The sequence below is a fragment of the Alicyclobacillus fastidiosus genome (assembly GCF_026651875.1).
Classification (GTDB): domain Bacteria; phylum Bacillota; class Bacilli; order Alicyclobacillales; family Alicyclobacillaceae; genus Alicyclobacillus; species Alicyclobacillus fastidiosus.
In genome coordinates, this window is record NZ_CP104067.1 from 1865870 (window position 1) to 1884942 (window position 19073).

General features: G+C 50.0%; 26 protein-coding genes. All 26 read left to right on the top strand.

The features are described 5' to 3' along the window. Positions 1–8 precede the first annotated feature (8 nt). The 26 genes from NZD89_RS09295 to NZD89_RS09415 all read left to right on the top strand — a co-directional run bounded on the left by NZD89_RS09295 (position 9) and on the right by NZD89_RS09415 (position 18788). A complete protein-coding gene (locus NZD89_RS09295) occupies positions 9–503 on the top strand; it encodes a phage protein Gp36 family protein (RefSeq protein WP_268007433.1) in 495 nt (164 codons plus the stop codon). Next, complete coding sequence (locus NZD89_RS09300; protein ID WP_268007434.1) at positions 500–1129, top strand: phage virion morphogenesis family protein; 630 nt, start codon at positions 500–502, stop codon at positions 1127–1129. The genes NZD89_RS09295 and NZD89_RS09300 overlap by 4 nt, the downstream gene beginning before the upstream one ends. Positions 1130–1132: 3 nt before the next feature. Next, complete coding sequence (locus NZD89_RS09305; RefSeq protein WP_268007435.1) at positions 1133–1636, top strand: hypothetical protein; 504 nt, start codon at positions 1133–1135, stop codon at positions 1634–1636. Between the two features lie 3 nt (positions 1637–1639). Next, positions 1640–3034 (top strand): phage tail sheath C-terminal domain-containing protein, encoded by a 1395-nt coding sequence (locus NZD89_RS09310; protein ID WP_268007436.1) that lies wholly within the window; start codon positions 1640–1642, stop codon positions 3032–3034. Further along, positions 3031–3294 carry a 4Fe-4S binding protein gene (locus tag NZD89_RS30095; RefSeq protein ID WP_438938753.1) on the top strand — a complete coding sequence of 88 codons (264 nt, stop codon included), beginning with the start codon at positions 3031–3033 and terminating at the stop codon, positions 3292–3294. Before NZD89_RS09310 ends, NZD89_RS30095 begins: the two co-directional genes overlap by 4 nt. Next, positions 3269–3706, top strand: a complete 438-nt coding sequence (locus NZD89_RS09315; RefSeq protein ID WP_268007437.1) for a hypothetical protein — start codon at positions 3269–3271, stop codon at positions 3704–3706. The genes NZD89_RS30095 and NZD89_RS09315 overlap by 26 nt, the downstream gene beginning before the upstream one ends. Positions 3707–3720: 14 nt before the next feature. Beyond that, positions 3721–4143 (top strand): hypothetical protein, encoded by a 423-nt coding sequence (locus NZD89_RS09320; RefSeq protein ID WP_268007438.1) that lies wholly within the window; start codon positions 3721–3723, stop codon positions 4141–4143. A 110-nt stretch (positions 4144–4253) separates the two neighbouring features. Further along, the gene (locus tag NZD89_RS09325; protein WP_268008442.1) at positions 4254–6551 is read left to right on the top strand and encodes a phage tail tape measure protein; all 2298 of its coding nucleotides are present in this window, start codon (positions 4254–4256) and stop codon (positions 6549–6551) included. A 12-nt stretch (positions 6552–6563) separates the two neighbouring features. Continuing rightward, positions 6564–7313: a LysM peptidoglycan-binding domain-containing protein gene (locus NZD89_RS09330; protein ID WP_268007439.1), complete on the top strand. Its 750-nt coding sequence runs from the start codon at positions 6564–6566 to the stop codon at positions 7311–7313. Between the two features lie 20 nt (positions 7314–7333). Continuing rightward, on the top strand, positions 7334–8425 hold the full coding sequence (locus NZD89_RS09335) for a phage late control D family protein (protein ID WP_268007440.1): 1092 nt from the start codon (positions 7334–7336) through the stop codon (positions 8423–8425). Beyond that, positions 8425–8784, top strand: coding sequence for a hypothetical protein (locus NZD89_RS09340; protein ID WP_268007441.1), 360 nt, complete (start codon positions 8425–8427; stop codon positions 8782–8784). Before NZD89_RS09335 ends, NZD89_RS09340 begins: the two co-directional genes overlap by 1 nt. Before the next feature lie 12 nt (positions 8785–8796). Then, positions 8797–9186, top strand: coding sequence for a contractile injection system sheath initiator (locus tag NZD89_RS09345; RefSeq protein ID WP_268007442.1), 390 nt, complete (start codon positions 8797–8799; stop codon positions 9184–9186). Beyond that, positions 9179–10249, top strand: coding sequence for a baseplate J/gp47 family protein (locus NZD89_RS09350; RefSeq protein ID WP_268007443.1), 1071 nt, complete (start codon positions 9179–9181; stop codon positions 10247–10249). The genes NZD89_RS09345 and NZD89_RS09350 overlap by 8 nt, the downstream gene beginning before the upstream one ends. 10 nt (positions 10250–10259) lie before the next feature. After that, entirely contained in the window at positions 10260–10826 is a 567-nt protein-coding gene (locus NZD89_RS09355) for a putative phage tail protein (RefSeq protein WP_268007444.1), read from the top strand. 12 nt (positions 10827–10838) lie between these two features. After that, positions 10839–11552: a hypothetical protein gene (locus NZD89_RS09360; protein ID WP_268007445.1), complete on the top strand. Its 714-nt coding sequence runs from the start codon at positions 10839–10841 to the stop codon at positions 11550–11552. Positions 11553–11565: 13 nt separating this feature from the next. Continuing rightward, positions 11566–11907 carry a hypothetical protein gene (locus tag NZD89_RS09365; protein WP_268007446.1) on the top strand — a complete coding sequence of 114 codons (342 nt, stop codon included), beginning with the start codon at positions 11566–11568 and terminating at the stop codon, positions 11905–11907. Positions 11908–11921: 14 nt separating this feature from the next. Next, positions 11922–12566, top strand: a complete 645-nt coding sequence (locus NZD89_RS09370; RefSeq protein WP_268007447.1) for a hypothetical protein — start codon at positions 11922–11924, stop codon at positions 12564–12566. A gap of 127 nt (positions 12567–12693) precedes the next feature. Continuing rightward, positions 12694–12855 carry a hypothetical protein gene (locus NZD89_RS09375; protein WP_268007448.1) on the top strand — a complete coding sequence of 54 codons (162 nt, stop codon included), beginning with the start codon at positions 12694–12696 and terminating at the stop codon, positions 12853–12855. 76 nt (positions 12856–12931) lie between these two features. After that, positions 12932–13444: a hypothetical protein gene (locus NZD89_RS09380; RefSeq protein ID WP_268007449.1), complete on the top strand. Its 513-nt coding sequence runs from the start codon at positions 12932–12934 to the stop codon at positions 13442–13444. Positions 13445–13447: 3 nt separating this feature from the next. Continuing rightward, the gene (locus tag NZD89_RS09385) at positions 13448–13729 is read left to right on the top strand and encodes a hypothetical protein (RefSeq protein WP_268007450.1); all 282 of its coding nucleotides are present in this window, start codon (positions 13448–13450) and stop codon (positions 13727–13729) included. A gap of 24 nt (positions 13730–13753) precedes the next feature. Next, entirely contained in the window at positions 13754–15052 is a 1299-nt protein-coding gene (locus NZD89_RS09390) for a C1 family peptidase (protein ID WP_268007451.1), read from the top strand. A gap of 16 nt (positions 15053–15068) precedes the next feature. Then, positions 15069–15674 carry a peptidoglycan-binding protein gene (locus NZD89_RS09395; RefSeq protein WP_268007452.1) on the top strand — a complete coding sequence of 202 codons (606 nt, stop codon included), beginning with the start codon at positions 15069–15071 and terminating at the stop codon, positions 15672–15674. Positions 15675–15696: 22 nt separating this feature from the next. Continuing rightward, positions 15697–16245 carry a hypothetical protein gene (locus NZD89_RS09400; RefSeq protein ID WP_268007453.1) on the top strand — a complete coding sequence of 183 codons (549 nt, stop codon included), beginning with the start codon at positions 15697–15699 and terminating at the stop codon, positions 16243–16245. A 152-nt stretch (positions 16246–16397) separates the two neighbouring features. Continuing rightward, entirely contained in the window at positions 16398–17501 is a 1104-nt protein-coding gene (locus NZD89_RS09405; protein WP_268007454.1) for a hypothetical protein, read from the top strand. 16 nt (positions 17502–17517) lie between these two features. Continuing rightward, positions 17518–18366 (top strand): hypothetical protein, encoded by an 849-nt coding sequence (locus tag NZD89_RS09410; RefSeq protein WP_268007455.1) that lies wholly within the window; start codon positions 17518–17520, stop codon positions 18364–18366. A 269-nt stretch (positions 18367–18635) separates the two neighbouring features. After that, positions 18636–18788 (top strand): aspartyl-phosphate phosphatase Spo0E family protein, encoded by a 153-nt coding sequence (locus NZD89_RS09415; RefSeq protein ID WP_268007456.1) that lies wholly within the window; start codon positions 18636–18638, stop codon positions 18786–18788. Positions 18789–19073 lie beyond the last annotated feature (285 nt).

Consider the following 19073-nt stretch of genomic DNA (forward strand, 5'->3'; position numbering starts at 1 on the left):
CGGTTTACGTGCCATACTGCCAGCCGTCTGACGTTATCGCGCTGAATAAGCTGTTTCAAACGCCGTCGTTCACCGACGATTATGTGCAAACCTTCATCGATAAGGCTGTAGCGAGATTAGATAACTTGCTACAGCCTAATTATGTTGTGCCGCTTCCAGACCCAGTGCCGCCAATTATCAACTCGATTGCGGCAGACTTGACGGCCTGTTTGCTTTGCCAAACACACTTCTCCGACCGCAACTACAAAGAGGATACGCCGATGGCCGAGATTTATCGGAAACGTGCGGAATCCGACTTAGCCCACGTGCTTGAAAACTCAACATTGGATGACTTTCCAGGCATCGTGAAACGCGAACCGGATATGCCGGAGATGCGAAAGAAAGTCGCGTCTACGACACCCCATCCGAATAGGTTCATGCGCCAACGTGAACGCGAGTTCGATTGGGCTACGCAGTCTCCAATTGGTAACGTGCGCGAGGTTGCGGGAAGGAATTGGCCGTGAGCGGAATCGCGATACGGATTGAGGCAAACGGCCTAGACACGCTAGTCAATAGGCTCGAGGCGATGACAGAACGCGCCGTCAATATGACGCCGCTCATGGCCCGTTTTGGGGTCGCGATGATTGCTTCCGTTCATGCGAACTTTGCAGCTGAAGGCCGTCCGGAGAAATGGGCACCTCTCAGTGCTTCCACGGTCCGGTCGATGGAATATCAGGCAGTTCAGCAGGTACGCGGTACGAAGCGTTACCAGAACGCGAAAACGGACGCTACCCGGTCAAAGTACGAACAGCAAGCGGTCGACGGTTTGGGACATAAGATTCTCGTACGGTCTGGCGATTTACGTCAAAGCATTATGGTGGGCGAAGTCACCAATGACAGCGTGGAAATCGGATCGTCTCTCCCCTATGCACGTATTCATCAACTAGGCGGCACGATTGGCCCGGTGACCGTCAGACCAAGGACTAAGCAAGCGTTGGCTTTCCCAACAGCGGATGGCACCGTCGTCGTCCGTAGCGCGGATATCCCGGAACGCAAGATACCGGCCCGTCCATATTTGAAAATCCAGGACGAGGACATCAAGTTGTTCGTCGGGCTGACCATGGACTACATCCGGGAAGGAGCGGTGTAACCGATGATTGACGACATTTTGGACGCTCTCATCGCAGCGCTCCAAGCGGATACGAATCTACCTGAGCCGATTGCCACCTATCACAAAGTGGAGGGTATGGTTCAAGGTTTGGATACGACATGCAGTGTGTGGGTGCCAAAGGTGTCGTACAAGGGATATACGAACGACTACGATGAGGCGACTGCCCCCATCCACATAGGTATCGGCGTCAATGACATGACGAATGAGACTGGTGAAGCCCGAGTGCGCGCGTTAGCCGAAGAGATCCGGATGTTGTTGACCGCGGACAATCACACCCTCGGAGGTCTCATCGATGACAGCTTCCTGTCCGACTGGGAGTTTGCGACGTACAACTCAAGTCAAACTGGAGTCCTTCACATGGGTGAAGCAGTATGGCAGGTCGTGTACTATGCACCGCGTTCACGACCGGTTCAGCCGTGCCCCACGATGGATGAGATGGACTTTGATGAAACGATTCTCACTGATACTGAAACGATTGGAGGTTGACGTATGAGTATGCAAGAACCGCAATATGTGGTCCCGCGTATAGACATCATTGAGCAACCTGCGGTGAACAACAACCCGCCAGCGGTTGTGAACATGGGGCGCATCGGCCTAGTTGGTACGTTCAGCTGGGGACCTGTTGGGGTGCCAATCCACGGGTACTCAGAAGAATGGTTCGAGTCGCAACTCGGCGACTATGAAGCGGGTCTCACTGGATGGCTGTCCATGCATGGCATCTTTATGCAGAATGCGACTCAGGATGTTACCGTGATTCGAATTGCGGGCGCATCCGCAAAGCAAGCGTCCGGTACGTTCAATGACGCGAATAATAACCCCTCTGCCGTGGTCACAGCACTTTACCCGGGAGACAAGCCTATTTCCGTGTCTTGGCAAGCTGGCACGAACCCAAACACCGTCAAGCTCATTGTTATCGCGGACGGAACCTCGCAGACTTATGACAATTTGACCTTGACGAACTTTAACACGGTGGTCGACCCAAATGTGTCTGTAGCGGCAGCACAGGGGGCGACAGCGTTGCCTGCACCGATTGCGTCCACACCACTTGAGGGCGGAGACCCCGGTGCGGACGCCCAAGATACTGATTACGTGAATGGGTTGAATTTGCTTGCAAACGTTCCTGTACACATTGTTCTGTGCGCACAGCAGTCTAGTACGACCGTACAAGCGGCACTCTTGGCTCTAGGTGCGAACAATTCGGTAGGGAACGGCCTTGCGTTCCCTGTGCTGAATATGCCCGAAGGGGATGACCAAGAGGCTATCGTCACTGCGATGGAATCTGTACAAGGGATCCGCGGGGTAGTGGCGTCGCCATGGGGAACTTTCGACGATTTACCGGGTGTCACGGTAGCCACCGATGGCCACTATGCAGGTGTACTTGCCAACATCTCTGCCTGGTACAGCCCATCAAATCAAACCGTGCAGGGGCTGTCGAGTCTGCAAAATAGTTACTCCGACGATGATGTGTATGACCTTACAGTGGCACGCGTGAGTCCCATAACGCTTGACCCGCTCACTGGGAATTACATCATTCGTAACGGAGTCAGCACATTTGTGATGCCGGAGAACGGAGACAGCGACGATTGGTCTCAAATCAACGTACGGCGTGAGTTTGACAACCTGGAAACAGGCATTTATGTCGGAACTCAGTGGGCCAAGTCGAGTGTTGACCCTAACTTGCCAACACAACTGGCAACGTGGATCGATAACTTTCTTCTGACTGCGAAGAAAAATCAGGAGATCACTGACTACCAACCGACCACCGCGTATCGAGATTCAACCAACCAACGTCGCGTGGTTACCTCCATTAGTGTCCAGCCTCTCTATGCTGCAGATTTCATCGACAACTATGTGGCGCAGTGGAGCGGGGCGACCTCGTCATGAGTGTCGAGATACTTTCAAACTGCCCTGGGTGTGGCGTCTGTACGAGGCCGAATGTGTGCCCGACGGACGCCATTTCTATTTCAGGGGGCACGGCAGTTATCGGACAGGGGTGCATAGACTGCGGCCTTTGCATCTCGGTTTGTCCGATTGGCTTAATACGGGCTGCTAGTCCTGCTGAAATTACGAATCAGGAGTGGCAAGAAGCCGCGGAGGAAGTTGGAGAGGAGGAGCAAAATGGGGAGACCAGTTCAGGGACATGACGTTAGCTGTGCCGTAATGGGTCCGAATGGGCCTGAGCTTGCAGGTGAGTGGCAAGAAGTCGACATCAATATCAACAACGATGCTGAGACCTACCAAGAGACGAATAGTCGCATGCCTATCTATCTGGATGGGGACATCACAATCGATGGAACGCTTAAACGTGGTTGGATGGACATGAACATTGTCGCGACGACTGTCGGAACAGGGAACTTGCAACCAGGGCAGTACATTCCGCCAAGTCCGCGATTTGTTATCACGTGTACCATTAACGCGCCAGATAAAGGGCTCAACGGGACGTATCAATTGACGGGCGTAATCATGGACAAAACTGCACTTGCTATTAAATCCGGCAAGAGTGTCGTTGATAGTAACATCTCATTCAAAGCAGAAGGGCTTATTGAAGCTCAATAAGGAGGCCTTTTAGGATGCCAGAAACAGTCGTTTACGGACCACTTGAATTACCATCGGGAAAGAAAATTAAGTTCCGACGTCCAAATGGATTGGATAGGTTTAACGTGTCTCAAGCAGCATCTATTGGACACGACGAGATTGTGACCGGCACAATGCGCCAGCAAGACTATCTGAGGGCTAAGGTTATCACCGAAGTCGATGGGAAGGCGATGGACGGTACAGGTTATAAAACCCTCTTTAATACGTGGGACGACTTGGATATTCAGTACTATCAAGCGGTTTATACTGAGATGTTCGGCATGTCGGATCAAAGACAGGCTGACGCGAAAGAAAAAGCGGCTTTTTTGCTGAACAACTCGACCTCTACCGATGGGTCCAGCTCGCAAAACCCTGCAACTGCACCATCGACCGCTGGCTCACCCTCGACCACGAGCTAAAGGAGTCCATGTGGGAAGCATTTGCGTGGTTACAACAGGAACTAAAGAGTTCTGATTGATCGTACTCACAAGTCGAACCGTTCTCTCCGGAGGACGGTTTTGTTGTGAATATGATCAAGGAGGTGGTTTGGATTATGGCAGATTTCATCGTATCGATGGTACTTACCGCAGTTAACGACATCACGCCGGTGCTCACGGAGATTAACGCACAACTTGATTCGTTGAAAGCGAGCATGGCGACTCTTAGCGGCGTAGCTGCAGGTGTTGATACAACCGCAATGGAGTCAATGGCTCCTGCGATGGCGGAGACTGCAAAACAGGCTGATATGGCCGCTGCTAGTGTCACAGGCGTGAGCGCAGCCGCCACGGGTGTTGATGCAACCGCTATTGAGACAATGGCCCCTGCCATGGCTTCTGCTTCAGTGGCAGCAAAGGACGTTGAGAACAACGTAAAAAGAGTCGGGAATGCCACGAAAGATGCGGCTAAACAGGCTAAGGAAATGAAAAATGGTCTGAAGGCTATCGGGGAAGTTGGCATGGGGTTTACAGCCGGCGGAGCTGTATTGGGTTTTGGGATTGTCGAAGGAATTAAGACCGCTGGGGAATTCCAATCCAAGCTCGTCACCATCCAAGACACGACGGGTGCAACGACAAAGCAAATGAATAGTCTGGGCGACAGCATCATGAATGTGGCTTCCAAAGTATCGCGGTTCAGTGACTTGGACGTTGCTGGATTTGCACAACAGCTGTCTTCTGGCGGTTTGGGGAGCGTTGCGAACGTACAGAAACTACTCATGCCGATGACCCAGTTCGCTGACGCTCAAATGTACGAAGGAAAGGTCTCAGACGGTTCAGAGGCAGTCAATATGGCTATCAACATGGCGCACTTGCTGGGGCACTACGACCCAACGTCACTTGCAAAATCGTTGAACACATTTAACGAGTACAGTTCTATGGAGCCTGGGTCAAGTGATGACTTGTTCCAAACGCTTAAATACCTTGCTCCAACAGCCCTGCGTTCCTTACACATGAATGAAACATCAGTCATGCAGATGGCAGCCCTGGCTAACCGAGTTGGGTTAACTGGTTCTCATGGTGGTACAAATGCTGCCGATATGGTGCTTCGTCTTATTCCTGGTTACGTCATGGGTACCACAGGAAAACCATCAGCAACGGTCATGTCGGCGATGGAGCAACTGGGTATGGTTAACGCCCAAGGGCAATCCCAGTTCTTTAAAAACGGGCAGATCGTCAACTTCCAAAAACTCATTCAAACTTTAGTCGAAGATGGCAAAAAGTTTAATCCTGAAGAGTTGACTAAACTGTATACACACGTATTCGGTGTCCAAGGCGGACGAGCTGCCACGATATTTGCCGATCCACAGGTGCTTAATCAGCTGAAAGGCATGGAGACTCAGCTGACGCATATGAAGTCTACTACCCAGATTCAACAGGACCAACAGAACACACCAGCCGGTCAAATGAACGAGCTGAGATCCAATTTACAGACTGCTGACATCCGGATTGCGAAACAACTTGGTGCGGCGCTTAATCCGTTGCTCCACACCTTAAACGCAATACTTGCCAAATTCCTTGTGTTCGAACAACAACATCCCAAATTGCTTCAATTCATTGCCGTTTTTGCATCCATCGCGGCGGCAGTTCTCTTAACAATTGGACCTACGCTGTTGTTGGTGGCTGGTGTCGGTAAGTTTGCTGGGTTCCTAAAAGGTGACGATCTTAAAGCTGGAGCAAAGATATTCGCTAGCATGGGGAGATTCGTATTATCGACCGCGCGCTCTTTTGCACAGCTCGCACTCGGCATTGATAAATCCACCATCGCGTATGTAGCAAATGTTGCTAAAACCATTGCAGTCAAGACGGCGCAGTTGGCGGTTGCAGCGGCTAGTAAAACATGGGCTGCCATGCAATGGCTCGTAAATGCCGCGATGGATGCGAACCCAATCGGGATCGTCATTCTCGCAATCGCGGCTTTGGTGGCGGCTGTTGTGTTAGTGGTCACGCACTGGAAGACCTGTGTGCAGTGGCTTCAGAATGCTTGGAACTGGTTTAAACACCTGGGGGTTGCTGCACAAAGTGCGATTGCGCTCATCATGCCGATTGTGGGTATTCCAGCTATGATCATCGCACATTGGGGCCAGATTGCCTCGTTCTTCGATAACATTTGGAAGCACATCTCTCCGGTGATATCTGGTGTAGAACGCTTCCTTGGGATAGGCGGTGGTTCATCGCCGCAGCTCGTAGCAGGTTCCGGAAGTGGCGGAAACACGCAAGTAACAAACCATTTCTATATCACCTCTACCAATCCCAAACAAGCTGCCAACGAAACGGCAAGCGTGCAGGACAAGTATTATCGTTCCCGATATCCACTACCGGCTGCCAGATAAGGAGGGATGGTTATGTCGTCGGCTAACTTGATAATCGGCAATTATACGTTCGCTCTTCTACCGAAGGAGAGCATGGACTTTGACTTTGGACGCAGCATCTATAAGTTGGATACGCAAGGCGCTCCGACGTACCAGGACCTAGGGGTCGACGAAAAGACTCTGTCATTTTCCGGTTCCATCGTTGGCACCGGGGCATGGACGCAAGCAGAGGCGATTGAGTCTTTAATGGATAAGGGGCTGCCGCAAAAACTCGTCTACAGTTCGATTCAACGTTCTGTACGTATCAACAAATTCAGTCCCAAGTATATACGCGATGATCGAGTGGACTTCAGCATAGACCTCATCGTGATTCCGCCAACATCCGGGTATAACGCTGCACCGACCCAGGTAACAGTGCCGAACACGACGTTACCTGCCAAGTCTCCTCCGGCAGCTACAAGCACAGCGTCCATTTCCCAGTACTGCGACAAGAGCTATACAGTTAAATCTGGTGATACGCTTTGGGGCATCGCACAAAGGATACTTGGGAGCAGTGCTTCGGGGAACGACATCGCAACGCTGGCAAACACGATCGCTAAAGCAAACGGGATAACTAATCCTAAGCTCTTGCAGATAGGGCAAGTGTTGAAGGTTCCATCGACGACATCCAATCAGCAGAACGCGAATGCAGCATACACGACCCGGCAAACCGCAACTGTGACGACCGCGGGGATTAATTATCTCCAGACGCAGGAAGCGACCGTGCGATTCGAGGCGTCGTAATGGGAGAGCCAAGATGCTTAGTGGAAGTTGCCGGTCAAATCGTGCTACCGGATGATATTTACGAGTGTGATATCGATCTTACTTTATACATGGCGGCCAGTAGCTTTGACATCATCATTAATAACTCGGATCTGAAATCGGACTGGTTTCAGAAGAAACAGCAGGTCAAGGTTTACTATGGGTACGTTGCTGACCCTTCGAATTGGAGTATCAACGACCTGGAGCACGTGTTCACGGGTAAGACCGATGGGGTTCAGCCTCAATGGGGCGGACAGCAGGGCAACGTTGTTGAACTGGTTGGCAGGGATTACTCGGGCCAGATGATCGACACTTATAACAGTTACGCATTCACAAACTGGACATCCAGTGAGATAGCCAATTATTTTGCTAAGAAATACGGTCTGACTCCTCTTATCACTCCTACGACTTCGGTGGTTCCGAGTGATGCGTATCAAAACCTGCAGGAATGGGACGTCCTCCAAACATGTGCTGTGCGTGAAGGATTTATTTGCTATGTGACCAAGGACCTTGAATTGTACTTCGGGCCGCGCCAATACAGCGGTAATCCAGTGGCAACGATTTCCATGGCTTCAATTTCTGAGACAGCAGCTTCGGGGGATGGCCTTTCGTTTGATGACTCTGCGGTCGGGGTCTATAACAAAGTGACTGTCATCCATTACTACAAAGGACAAACCATCGAAGGCAGCGCACAAAACGATCAACTCATTCAGTCCATGGGCGGCCAAGTGGTCGAAAAAATCATGACGGATTCAAAGGCAACCACGCCTGCGCTTGCTAATCAGCTCGCCCAAAATTATCTAACTCAATATTCACGGGAGGCCATTACAGGCAATCTTCAAAACTTGCCGGGGAATACAGCATACGTCATCGATGCTTTGGTCCAGGTCACGGATGCAGGGCGGTTTTCAGGCAAGTATTACATCGAGGAAGTGAAGTTCCAGTACGGTAAGCAAAATGGTTTCGTAACTGAAACCCTGGCTGTCACCAACATCCTGCCTGACTACGCTTATCAGTACAAAACCGACTTGTATGGTGACAGTGGAGAAACCAACATTGAATCTGAACTCGATGACGATTGGGAGGCGAGCTGATGGGGGCGATGGGAAACTTCTCTCCGTACTACCCTCAGCGCGGGATTGTAATGACGCTCAACGGCAATTACCAAGCTAAAGTGAACTTGCCTGAGGCTAAGTTTGACACCGATTGGGCCGACTCCTGCGTGTATTTGCCGCAAGAAGGCGTAGAAGTATTGGTAATCTTCATCAACGGCGATTTGAACCGTCCGGTCATCACGAACCGTCTTCCAACTGATAACGAAGTCGGCAATGCATCTGTCGAGTTGGGAGGAGGGGGCCAAGGAGTCGCCTATGTCGGATGTACCGTGCAAGTTGACCTGCAAACAGGTCAGGGAACAATTACGAGCGGCTCAAACAAAGTCACAACTGGATAGGAGGGCTAACCCTTGTCGGACATCTACGGTACTGATTTAGCGCAGACGGCTAATCAAGACTGGCAAACCACCGCAACAGCGGATGTGGCTACAGTCTCAGGGCCGACAAATTTAGTCCAAGCGCTCCAACGGCGAACGAGCACCCGCGTAGGTGCTCTTTTTTATGCGCCGAGCTACGGCAACCCAATCTACGATTTGCTGTCATTGCCGATTAATGACGATTGGGTAAGCAATGCCGAGACGGCAGGGCAAACCTGTTTGTTGGGTGATCCGCGTGTCGCTTCCGCTCAGGTGACGGTGACGCCGAACCCAGAGGCACGAACCGTGTCTGTTTATTACTCCTGGACGGATTTGAATGGCAACACGGGGCAGTTCTCGCAGGAGGTGCCTGTCAGTGTATAAGACCTACGACCAGATTGTCGCCGAAATGCAGGCAGATATGACCGCCTCCGGCTCAGCAGCAACCGATTGGAACGACGGTTCTCAAATCCAAACGATGGTGCAGGTCACGTCCAGAGCTTTGTACACACAGTGGTATATGCTTGAGCTCCTGGTTGAACTATTCTTCGTCAGCTCCTGCGAAGGTCCATTCCTAGATTTAAGGGTAAACGAACGCGGGATCTACAGGAATCAGGGAACCGCATCGACAGGTCCTATTACGTTCTCCCGTACAACTCCAAGTCCTGTAGGAACCGACATCCCCGCTGGAACGACCTTCTCAACACTTGATGGGACAGTACAAGTTACAACAACGGCTGACACGCCTCTGCAAAGTGGATGGACGACAGGTACGGCAACCGTGAATTGCACGACAGTTGGCGTTGCAGGGAACCTTGTTGCTGGTACACCTTTGCAAATTGTAGGTCCAACTCCTTCAGGTTTGCAGACTATTGAGGTTGGCGCTGGTGGCCTCACCGGAGGCGTTGATGAGGAGTCTGACGACGCACTCAGGGCTCGGTACCTTTACGCCATTCAGAATCCGGTGGATGGAGGTACTCCAGCCGATTACCAAGTCTGGGCTGATTCAGTAAATGGAGTAACGAATGCGTCCGTATTCCCGCTTGCACGGGGAAATGGGACGGTCGACATCGTCATTTCGGATGGAGGTATCCCACCCGATAGTTTGGTGGAACAGGTGCAGTCGGTCATCAGTGCAAATGCACCAATTGGAGCAGATGCACAAGTCTTTGCTCCGACCGCAAACCCAGTAGATATCACAATGACGGTTACGCCGGCCACAGGATACACATTTGCGACGGTGCAGACATCTGTCCAGCAGTCACTTCAGAATTACATTTCCTCTATCCCCATTGGCGGTGTTGTTCGTGTGGCAGCAATACAGGATGCAGCTTTTAGAACAACTGGAGTGTTGGATTGCTCCATATCTGCTCCTACGGCAAATATCACGTTGAGTGAAGAATCGATGGCCACACTCGGGAACGTTGATATAACGCAGGGGTCATAGGAGGGGGACGATGGCGAACTACGATGATTTTGTCAGTTGGCTGCCACCCTCGTTTTTTGCTGGGACAGATGCGGTTACGATGAACGCCTTCCTTGTAGCGCTCGGTCGGCAGTTCGATGACTTAGATGCGGCTATTGCCGACAACCAGAACCAGCTTTTTATCCAGTTGGCCACATGGGCGCTCAGTACGTACGAAGCGGAGTTCGCTATCAAATTGGTGGATGGCGGTACAGATTCCGAGCGTCAGAACAACATCATGGCGAAAAACCGTGCCGGTCAGGGGGCAACACCTGCCGCCCTCTTAAATATCCTGTCGGCTTACGGATACGCCTGTCAGATTAACCAGGACTTTGCGAACTACGCATTCACCATCCAGTTCACAGACTTCAAAGGCATACCACCGAACATGGGGGATTTACAAACACTTCTTACATCCATGACACCAGCGCACCTACAGACGCTGTATTCGTACTTGTACAACGTGTTCAGCAATGTAGATGGGCAGTTTACTTACTCTCAGCTCGCCGAAAGTGGCCTGACATACGAACAGCTGCTCACGCAGTTACCAACTACATGAGTGAGGTGATTTATGGTGCAAACAACTCCGAATTATGGACTACAACAGCCGCAGGGAAACGACACGGTTGACCTAGTCGATTTGATAACAAACAACACGAATATCATCGATACACAGATGAAAGCAAACGCGACTGCAGCGGCGGCTGCCCAGACGAGTGCGAATAACGCACAAACCACGGCGTCCGCGGCCCAGTCAACCGCGAATCAAGCTCTTTCTGCGGCGGAGAATATCAGTCCCGCAACTCCCAACCAAGCAGGGATTGTACTGGTCTCGGCACCTTCTGCTAGTGGACAGGATCCTGTAGCAGTTGCAACGACGGATCCAGTCTATGAGAATGCGGCCCGCAAGGACGTTGCGCAAATATTTACAGCGCAGCAAACATGGGCGGCAACGGCTATTATGGCGGCATTGCAAGCGGCAACGTCGAGCAATAACTACGGATCCATCCAATTACAGTTTCAACGTTCCTATTGGAACAATGGCGCGGCGACGACAGGGACAAGCTACTGGCAATACGACAACACCGGGAATTTGAATTGGTACAACGAGAGCGGAACGGCGATTTTTAGCGTTGACCAGAATGGGGATTTAACGGCTAACGGCACCATTAAATCCAATGGGAATAGCGTTCTGACTACGTTGACAGGTGTTACATCTGTGAATGGTCAGACAGGCGCAGTAACAATAGTCGATCCGGTAACGACATCTATAATCTTCGGATAATAGGAGGGGAACCATGGGACAACCATTTCTTCAATCGGGTACTATTTCGTGTCCGGCTAACACGACATGGACTGCCGGGGTTACTATCACACCGCCAGCAGGTTCAAATGGTTTAATGATTACTGAACTCATGTTAGCTAATGGTAGTACGAGCTACCTCGCGGTGGATTGGACATTCAATGGCAACGTACCCGGTCCCTATATATATGCAAATCTCGGTGATAGCAACGGTCACACCAGTGTCACTGGCCGTAAGATATTTGTACCCGCAGGGCAGACATTGACGCTCATGTATAACAACGGCGGTAGTTCGTCGTATTCCGCAGGCTATTATGTCACTGGTTATACGGTATAAGGAGGATGGTGTAGATGTACTATTGGATCGTCGTAAATAACCAAACAGGCGAATTTGGCGCTAATACATCATCGCACCCGCAGGACGCAACACTCGCACCGGAAGGGTTCAGCTATGTGGAATTCTCGGATCCATTGGATGCAACGACGCAAGCGGCTTTCGACAATTCCCAAGCATATCTGTATCAAAATGGTTCATTCGTGGCGAACTCGAACTACCCTCAATTGCAATTACAACAGGCAGCAACCAATCAAATTTCTGCCATCGAAGCGGCGTGTCAAGCAGTCGTAAACGGTCAATTCAAATGCAAAGCTACAGGACACACGTATGCCTCAAGTGTTGGGGGACAAGTTAACTTCCTAGCCGAGCTACCACGGTTCCAATACGATTCAACTTTAACCACTGTTAGCTATGACACGCTGGATGCTGGGTGGGTAGACCACACGCAAACTGATATCCAAAACGCTCTTGTCGAGGGTGGCCGATGGAAAGATGCGCAGTACGCGCAGATGAACACACTCATCGCACAGGTGACTCAATTGGCAGCGGCGTCCGGTACCACAGTTAAGCAGATTCAGGCGATTGTATTCACAGAGGCAGATTATCAGGGCGTCTCTACAACGACGTCTTCCTCGGGTGGAACCACGACGACGTCCTGACCACCATACGAAACTGCATAGCAAGGGACAACGCGCAGAGATGCGCTATTTTTTATGCCTGTACGTCAATAAAGGTGTCTGTAAATTTTTGTCGAAATTATTCGCGAAACGAGAGGAGGTATAGTTTATGGGGATTTCAGGTGTTTCGTCGGACATGTCACAAATTGCGCTGTCATCTGTTGAATCTGCAGCAGGTCAAGTGGACTCGGATATGACAAGTATTGCTTCCGATACGTCTGTAGACTTGAGCTTTATGGGTATTGGCGGAAATATCGACTTACAAGCTTAATTGTTAGCGTGAATACTCAAGATCAAATGAGCACCCTTCGGGGTGCTTTTTTGTTGCTTAGAAACGAGGTGACGCAATGCTACATCGTGGGGATTTGATATTCGTTCGCTCGCGCGTCGGGCGCCCCGTCGAAGACTTAATCGCTGTCGGTGAGTACCTGATTGAACGCGAACAGAAGCAAAAAATCGCTCATTTGTATTGCCATGTGGCTGTGTACGTCGGCGGCAACACTGTCTACGAAGCCCAGGGTGGCCGCAAATCTGGGCCTGCGAACCTGGGTGACTACTCAGGTGAGTACGACATCGGACATCTCAAAATTACCGATAATCAGCGGCGCGCATTCCTCAGGGCGCTCTCGAAGGAAAACGGGCTGCCGTATGACTGGGCCGGTATCTGGTGGCTGATCGTCTACATACTCACCTTTAAGCAGTTTGGCAGACGATACCACGAACGACGACGGCGCTACTGTTCCAAGTACGTCGAGTGGGCGTTGGCGCTTGCTGGCGTAGTTGTGGATGGCCTCACACCATCTATGCTGGCGCTGGACGAGCATGTGCAAATAGAGGTGTGCGCGAAGGGTAGGAGATAGGGGATGCCAGATGAATCACAGGACGCGAGAATCGCCGTAGCCGTAAATGATATCGACTGGATCAAAGAATCACAACGCACCACAAATCGCGGACTTGAGCAATTACAGCAGACGCTTTCCCAGCACATCAAAGAACAGAACGAGCGTTCCGAGAAGTTTGCCACGAAAGATGAGTTGAATGTCGTGAAAAACGATGTGGACAAGCTCAAGATGAAGGTTTACGTGTTCAGCGGTGTTGTAACCACAATCATCTTCATTGTGCAGTACGGACACAAATTGTTTTAGCAGTTCACTAAAGGAGTGATGCCATTGCGGGTCTACATTGTCATAGTCGCATCATTGGTTACGGCCTTGCAGATTGCGGGGCCGATTTTTTATGGATGGGCCAACTGGTGCAACGTTATCCAATACACAAGCGGGTTTCTCGACATCGGTACTTGGTGTGTGGTCGCCCACTTCCTAATCGATTACTACACCAAGCACAAACAGCAGTTACAAAGACTTGAGGACCATTGGTTAGAAGGAGGGAAAAGGATGCCGAATAAATTTCCGTCACTCGTTGTCCAGTTAAATGGCAAGCCGTATTCGGGTGTGTCGGTCGGTGATGTGACCTATGTGATTTGGACACTCGCACGCGATGCTGGCGCGAACCTCACCAAGGTCAAGTACGGCGACGTGGAGATCGACGGTCACAAACCAGCACAGGTCGTGGATGGCACAAACACCTACATCGAGTGGAGCACTGTGCCGGAGCTAAAGGCCAACAAGATTGACGGCGGCTTTAACTTCACGATTGCGGAAAACACAACTCCTATACCCGCTCCGACTCCTGCTCAGCCCACGATTCCAAACTGGCAGGTATATCAAAACTCAGGCAAGCCGTTGCCGACAACGTACCCTGACCAAACTTCACTGTATCCTCCCATTCAAAATCAGGGTGTTTTGAACATGTGTACCGCAGAGGGCAGCCTTGAAGCGTTCGCTTCTCTTCGATACCGACAGGGATTCCCGCTCATCTTCTACAACCCGTTGGCCGAATGGTTCGCTTCCCGGCAACTGTATGGCTCTGAAGTGCTCAACAATCCTAACGCCATCATCGACGAGAACACAGGCGTCATGGAAGATCAGGCACTCCAGGTGCTGATTGATGACGGCGTCGTGCCGATGTCGGACAACCCGTGGACGGTGAACGAGGATAACTGGGTGCAGGCGTACCAGGAACAGCCTGATCCGTCATGGTGGCAGAACATCAAACTGCAGTTTAACGAGGTGTATGAAATCCCGTGGGCAGCCGATGGATCATTCCTCAATGACATCCTCGACGCACTGGCGCAGGAGTTCATCGTTTTACTCTCTGTCAACGTGTACGAGTCGTTCGAGAATCCCGTGGATGGAGTAGTACAGATGCCTGCGGCGGGTTCCACGTGTCTGGGTAGCCATGAGATTGTGGCGGCTACTGCGAATGGCCAAACCGAACAGATTCTCATCAGAAACAGTTGGGGACCGGCGTGGGGCATTCAACTCCCAGAGCAGTACGAGGGATGCGCCTGGGTACCGTTTGACTACATCAAAGAATACACAACGCGCGTATTTGTCTTGAAACCTTGAGGAGGAAATAGGGTCTATGACAACAACCAAGTACGACTTAGACATTCTGACAGCCGCAACCACTCACGGTGTCCATCCAGACATTCTGTGGGGGCACTTAAATCAAGAGAGTGGCTTCAACGCAAGCGCCAAGGATGTTGACAGCAACGGTAGCGTTGACCGTGGTATCGCGCAGATCAACAGCGCTGCCCATCCAGAAATCACCGATGCTGAAGCCTACAACGCGGCGTGGGCAATTAACTGGATGGCGCAAGAGGACGCGGCGTTGCTCGAACAGTACGGCGGCAACCTCACCGAGGCGCTGGTCGCGTATAACGCAGGCCACTATGGACCAGACACGGCATGGGATGTGACGTATGCGGAGAAAGTGCTTGCGTTGTCCAAGCAGTCCACTCTTGTCGGGCTACCGAGTTCCTACAACAGCCCGGGTATGTTGAAGCAGAAATCAACGGGCACCGGTGTCGTCTATGTTCAACAGCGCCTGAATGCCCATGGCACATCACTCGCAACAGACGGCGACTTCGGCCCACTGACAGAGGCCGCGGTCAAAGCGTTCCAGGCGAAAGCAAAGATTGAAGTGGACGGCATCGTAGGACCGCAAACCTGGTCCCATTTGAACTAATACAATTTAAGGAGAGATGTACATGTTTAACTTGAACGATATCTATACGGCGGCAATCGCAATCGGTGGTAGTGGTGTAGTAACAGCGTTGATTCACAAAGCATTTAGCCCAAAGGTGGTTGCCGTCGAGCAGAAGGTCGTCCAAGACGCGGGTACTTTGAAGCCGTTTCTGGCGGATGGTATCCATGCAGTCGAGGACTTGCTAAAGCTACCGGAATTGGCCGGGGTCAAAGCGAAACTCGACCATGCTGAAGTGGAGTTGCAGAACACCAAACTTGTTCTACTGGCCGGGCAGGTTCTGCACGCCACCGGGAAACGGTTGGATGCTCTTACATCTAATCAGAAGACAGGGATTGCACTCGTGGTAAGCACAGAGGCCGCGAAAGCTGGGCTACCTGTGACGCAGGCCTCTGTATTGGCTGCGCTCAACACCGCAGATAAAGCGGTGGATGCGATTGGCTCGCTGCCTCTGTTCCAGAGCACAAAAGAGATCGATGCACCTGCACCTGCACAACAGGAGCAAACTTCTCCTGTAAGTGATGGACAGGCTACGGCAACCGCTGTATCCTGACATCGACCTTCGGGTGAACCTTATGCAGATGGGGCGGCTTAGGCCGTCCTTTTTTGCGTTGGTTTATTCCGCTAGCATTGAAGCCAAATTGTTGTATAAAAATCCCTAATTGTATACTATCGAATAGTAATTTGATGGTAAGGGTGGAAGGAATGGAAAAACAAACAACCGTTGCAGACTTAATCCAGTTGAGCGATCTAATGAAACTATCTAAAGATATTCTCAAAAGTATGTGCGATGAGATGAATCTAGATGATAGTGGGAGTGCCGATTATCTTGCTGAGCGACTTTGGTCAGCTATGATTAGTGATGAGGCAGTTAAAGGACAAGTTGTTGAATGGTGTATCGATGAGGTATTTGCAGGAAAAACCTCGGTAGTTTGGTTTCGTTCAACAACAGATGGTATTCAAAATGTACGGAAGTTGATTGTCGAAAATCATCAATTCGATCCTTTTGCGACCGTCTACATGCCTCAGCCCTCTGACATTGGGCATGAGCCATATTTGTTCGGCGCGATTGAGGACTTCAATGGGACAGGGAAGGTTTTTCTCCGTTTCATTCATAAGACAGGTACCGTAAAGAATGTAGTAGGTTCGAGTGTTAATAGGTACCCAAGGACTTCCATAACAAATGTGTTCGTTGATGAAAAGTCGGGGTATTTGGAAGTTCGAGCTGCTCCAGAGGCGGCGAATTTAGTTGCTAAAAAGATCGCATCAATGCTTCATCAGCAGATTTCGATCGAAGTGGCTTCGGTTGTTGCTCCATTTGGATATAATGTGGAGTCACTTGCCGATGCTTTGAAAGGTGAGCTTGTAGATACTGTCAGTAAGCCCGAGGAGTTACTCGAAGACTTCACTTCGGAACACGCTGAGTCTGTGGTTAACATTCTAGAGGCATTAGACGGGTATTTTAAAGATGAAGACATCGGTGATCTGGAGCAGGCTTTGAATCAAGCAAAGCTGAAACTGGGCGAAGAAAACGCAGCGACACAATTTACTGTGCTGATTCTTAACGGTCTCAGCAAGGTTTCGCTTCGTGCACAAAGTGAATTACGCGGAAAAGTTTTGTATGATTATCTGCGGCCCAATTTACAGCACCAAGGTGGGTATGTTCGATTCTCTGTTAACGAGAACGGACTGCTCCAGAAATACACAATTAGAGTTGGCATTTTTTCTAACAGTATATACTTTATGGGCAGTGCAAGTGAGCAAGCAATAGCCTTTGTTAGGAACACAATTTTAGGTTTAACTATATAGTAGGAGATGCGATGAAATGGGTTTTGAAACGAGAGTATTAGTGGACCAGTGCATAAATGATATGTGCCTACAAGCCCCTCGTTCTCGATTTTACCCAACTGCTATACAAAAGCGCGTGCAACTTCCGCTCGAAGATGTTTTTGTGCGACTCGTCACATTATCACAGGAGAATGTATTAGTACTTCGATGGGAACTACGGTGCCCATGCTACGATTGCGTCGAGACAGTTGAAACGTTTGATAAAATCCCCGACACCCTTGGATATGACACAGAATGTGCATTTGGGCACGAATTCAAGGTGGATTTCAACGTGATTTTTCCTGTATTAAGGATTAATCCAGATTATCAAAAATACATGGCGTCGCAATTAAAAAAAAACAAAACAGATAAGGCTCCAAAACCAACAGTGACCACTGTCGGTAAAGATGTTTCTCTTGAGGAGTTGCTACAAATCCCTGCTGTCGCGAAAGTTTTAGTTCCATTTCTAAGCCCTGGAATTCAAACTCAATATATTGTTCAAGGAGATATGACTATGAATAACAATAACCGGACGATTTCTGGATCGTTTAACGGGAATGGTTTTCAAGGTAATATTAACCAGGGTGATAACGTCACTCAGATTGGTACCTGGGGCGCAGAACAACAGTCACAGTTTGATGAACTGTTAGCTGCCATCACCAATCACAAGGATCTTAAACAGGATGAGAAGGAAGAGGCTATAGATACTCTTAATCATTTAAAAGAAAGTAAGGCAAAGGGAACCCTAAAAGAAGCTAAATTAAAGGCAATGTGGGAGTTGCTACCTGCTGTGGTCAAAGGTTTGACAGTGGCTGGGGAAGTATTTGCCACCCTTCATGGTGCTTAATGAGTGGGCCCGCATATATTGCGGGCCTCTTTATTTCTTCCTCAAAGTATACCTCACCAACGCCCCATCCTTCATCTCCATCCATACGTATTACAGGGCCCGAATAACGTCCCCTCATTCTGGGTTTTTATATCCAATTTTTTATTTCGGTGGATTGAAATCGTTTACAAATTGAATAGTTTGTGTCCGACAAAAAACGATAAAATTCGACAGTATTCATGTGATATTGTAATTCGGGTGTTGGATTATGGCGACAAGGAGACATTATCGTGGAAGCGATCGTGAACAGAATCGAGGAATTACGATTTGCAATGATAAGCATGGCTACAGAAAAAGGAAGCCTATGCGATCCAGAAGTAGTTGCTATCAGTCAGGAGTTGGACAAGTGGATCGTCCGCGCTCAACAGTGGGTATTGCATTAATCTCCGTCGGTTTATTACAGACCCCAAGGGGTACGTCAGTCCCGTCTGGAAATCGTCTGAACCCCGTTCGAAACACCTTGGAAGAGTCATCGATTTTATGGGCATAACCACAGTGAAGACAAAACATCAGGCTCAAGTTCAATCACTCCTCTGATATAATTCATTCTCTTGTTGATACTAATTACCTTCATTTAATTTTGTAATATTTATATTATAACTTGTTGAGTTACATTTTTGAGGCCAACACACCATCCTTCATCTCCATTTAACGCCATCCGGTTCCAG

What these genes read in the sequence shown, in the direction of transcription:
- NZD89_RS09305 (WP_268007435.1), top strand. Translation starts at nt 1,133, where the DNA reads ATGATTGACGACATTTTGGACGCTCTCATCGCAGCGCTCCAAGCGGAT.
- NZD89_RS09310 (WP_268007436.1), top strand. Translation starts at nt 1,640, where the DNA reads ATGAGTATGCAAGAACCGCAATATGTGGTCCCGCGTATAGACATCATT.
- NZD89_RS30095 (WP_438938753.1), top strand. Translation starts at nt 3,031, where the DNA reads ATGAGTGTCGAGATACTTTCAAACTGCCCTGGGTGTGGCGTCTGTACG.
- NZD89_RS09315 (WP_268007437.1), top strand. Translation starts at nt 3,269, where the DNA reads ATGGGGAGACCAGTTCAGGGACATGACGTTAGCTGTGCCGTAATGGGT.
- NZD89_RS09320 (WP_268007438.1), top strand. Translation starts at nt 3,721, where the DNA reads ATGCCAGAAACAGTCGTTTACGGACCACTTGAATTACCATCGGGAAAG.
- NZD89_RS09325 (WP_268008442.1), top strand. Translation starts at nt 4,254, where the DNA reads ATGATCAAGGAGGTGGTTTGGATTATGGCAGATTTCATCGTATCGATG.
- NZD89_RS09330 (WP_268007439.1), top strand. Translation starts at nt 6,564, where the DNA reads ATGTCGTCGGCTAACTTGATAATCGGCAATTATACGTTCGCTCTTCTA.
- NZD89_RS09340 (WP_268007441.1), top strand. Translation starts at nt 8,425, where the DNA reads ATGGGGGCGATGGGAAACTTCTCTCCGTACTACCCTCAGCGCGGGATT.
- NZD89_RS09355 (WP_268007444.1), top strand. Translation starts at nt 10,260, where the DNA reads ATGGCGAACTACGATGATTTTGTCAGTTGGCTGCCACCCTCGTTTTTT.
- NZD89_RS09360 (WP_268007445.1), top strand. Translation starts at nt 10,839, where the DNA reads ATGGTGCAAACAACTCCGAATTATGGACTACAACAGCCGCAGGGAAAC.
- NZD89_RS09365 (WP_268007446.1), top strand. Translation starts at nt 11,566, where the DNA reads ATGGGACAACCATTTCTTCAATCGGGTACTATTTCGTGTCCGGCTAAC.
- NZD89_RS09370 (WP_268007447.1), top strand. Translation starts at nt 11,922, where the DNA reads ATGTACTATTGGATCGTCGTAAATAACCAAACAGGCGAATTTGGCGCT.
- NZD89_RS09375 (WP_268007448.1), top strand. Translation starts at nt 12,694, where the DNA reads ATGGGGATTTCAGGTGTTTCGTCGGACATGTCACAAATTGCGCTGTCA.
- NZD89_RS09380 (WP_268007449.1), top strand. Translation starts at nt 12,932, where the DNA reads ATGCTACATCGTGGGGATTTGATATTCGTTCGCTCGCGCGTCGGGCGC.
- NZD89_RS09385 (WP_268007450.1), top strand. Translation starts at nt 13,448, where the DNA reads ATGCCAGATGAATCACAGGACGCGAGAATCGCCGTAGCCGTAAATGAT.
- NZD89_RS09395 (WP_268007452.1), top strand. Translation starts at nt 15,069, where the DNA reads ATGACAACAACCAAGTACGACTTAGACATTCTGACAGCCGCAACCACT.
- NZD89_RS09400 (WP_268007453.1), top strand. Translation starts at nt 15,697, where the DNA reads ATGTTTAACTTGAACGATATCTATACGGCGGCAATCGCAATCGGTGGT.
- NZD89_RS09405 (WP_268007454.1), top strand. Translation starts at nt 16,398, where the DNA reads ATGGAAAAACAAACAACCGTTGCAGACTTAATCCAGTTGAGCGATCTA.
- NZD89_RS09410 (WP_268007455.1), top strand. Translation starts at nt 17,518, where the DNA reads ATGGGTTTTGAAACGAGAGTATTAGTGGACCAGTGCATAAATGATATG.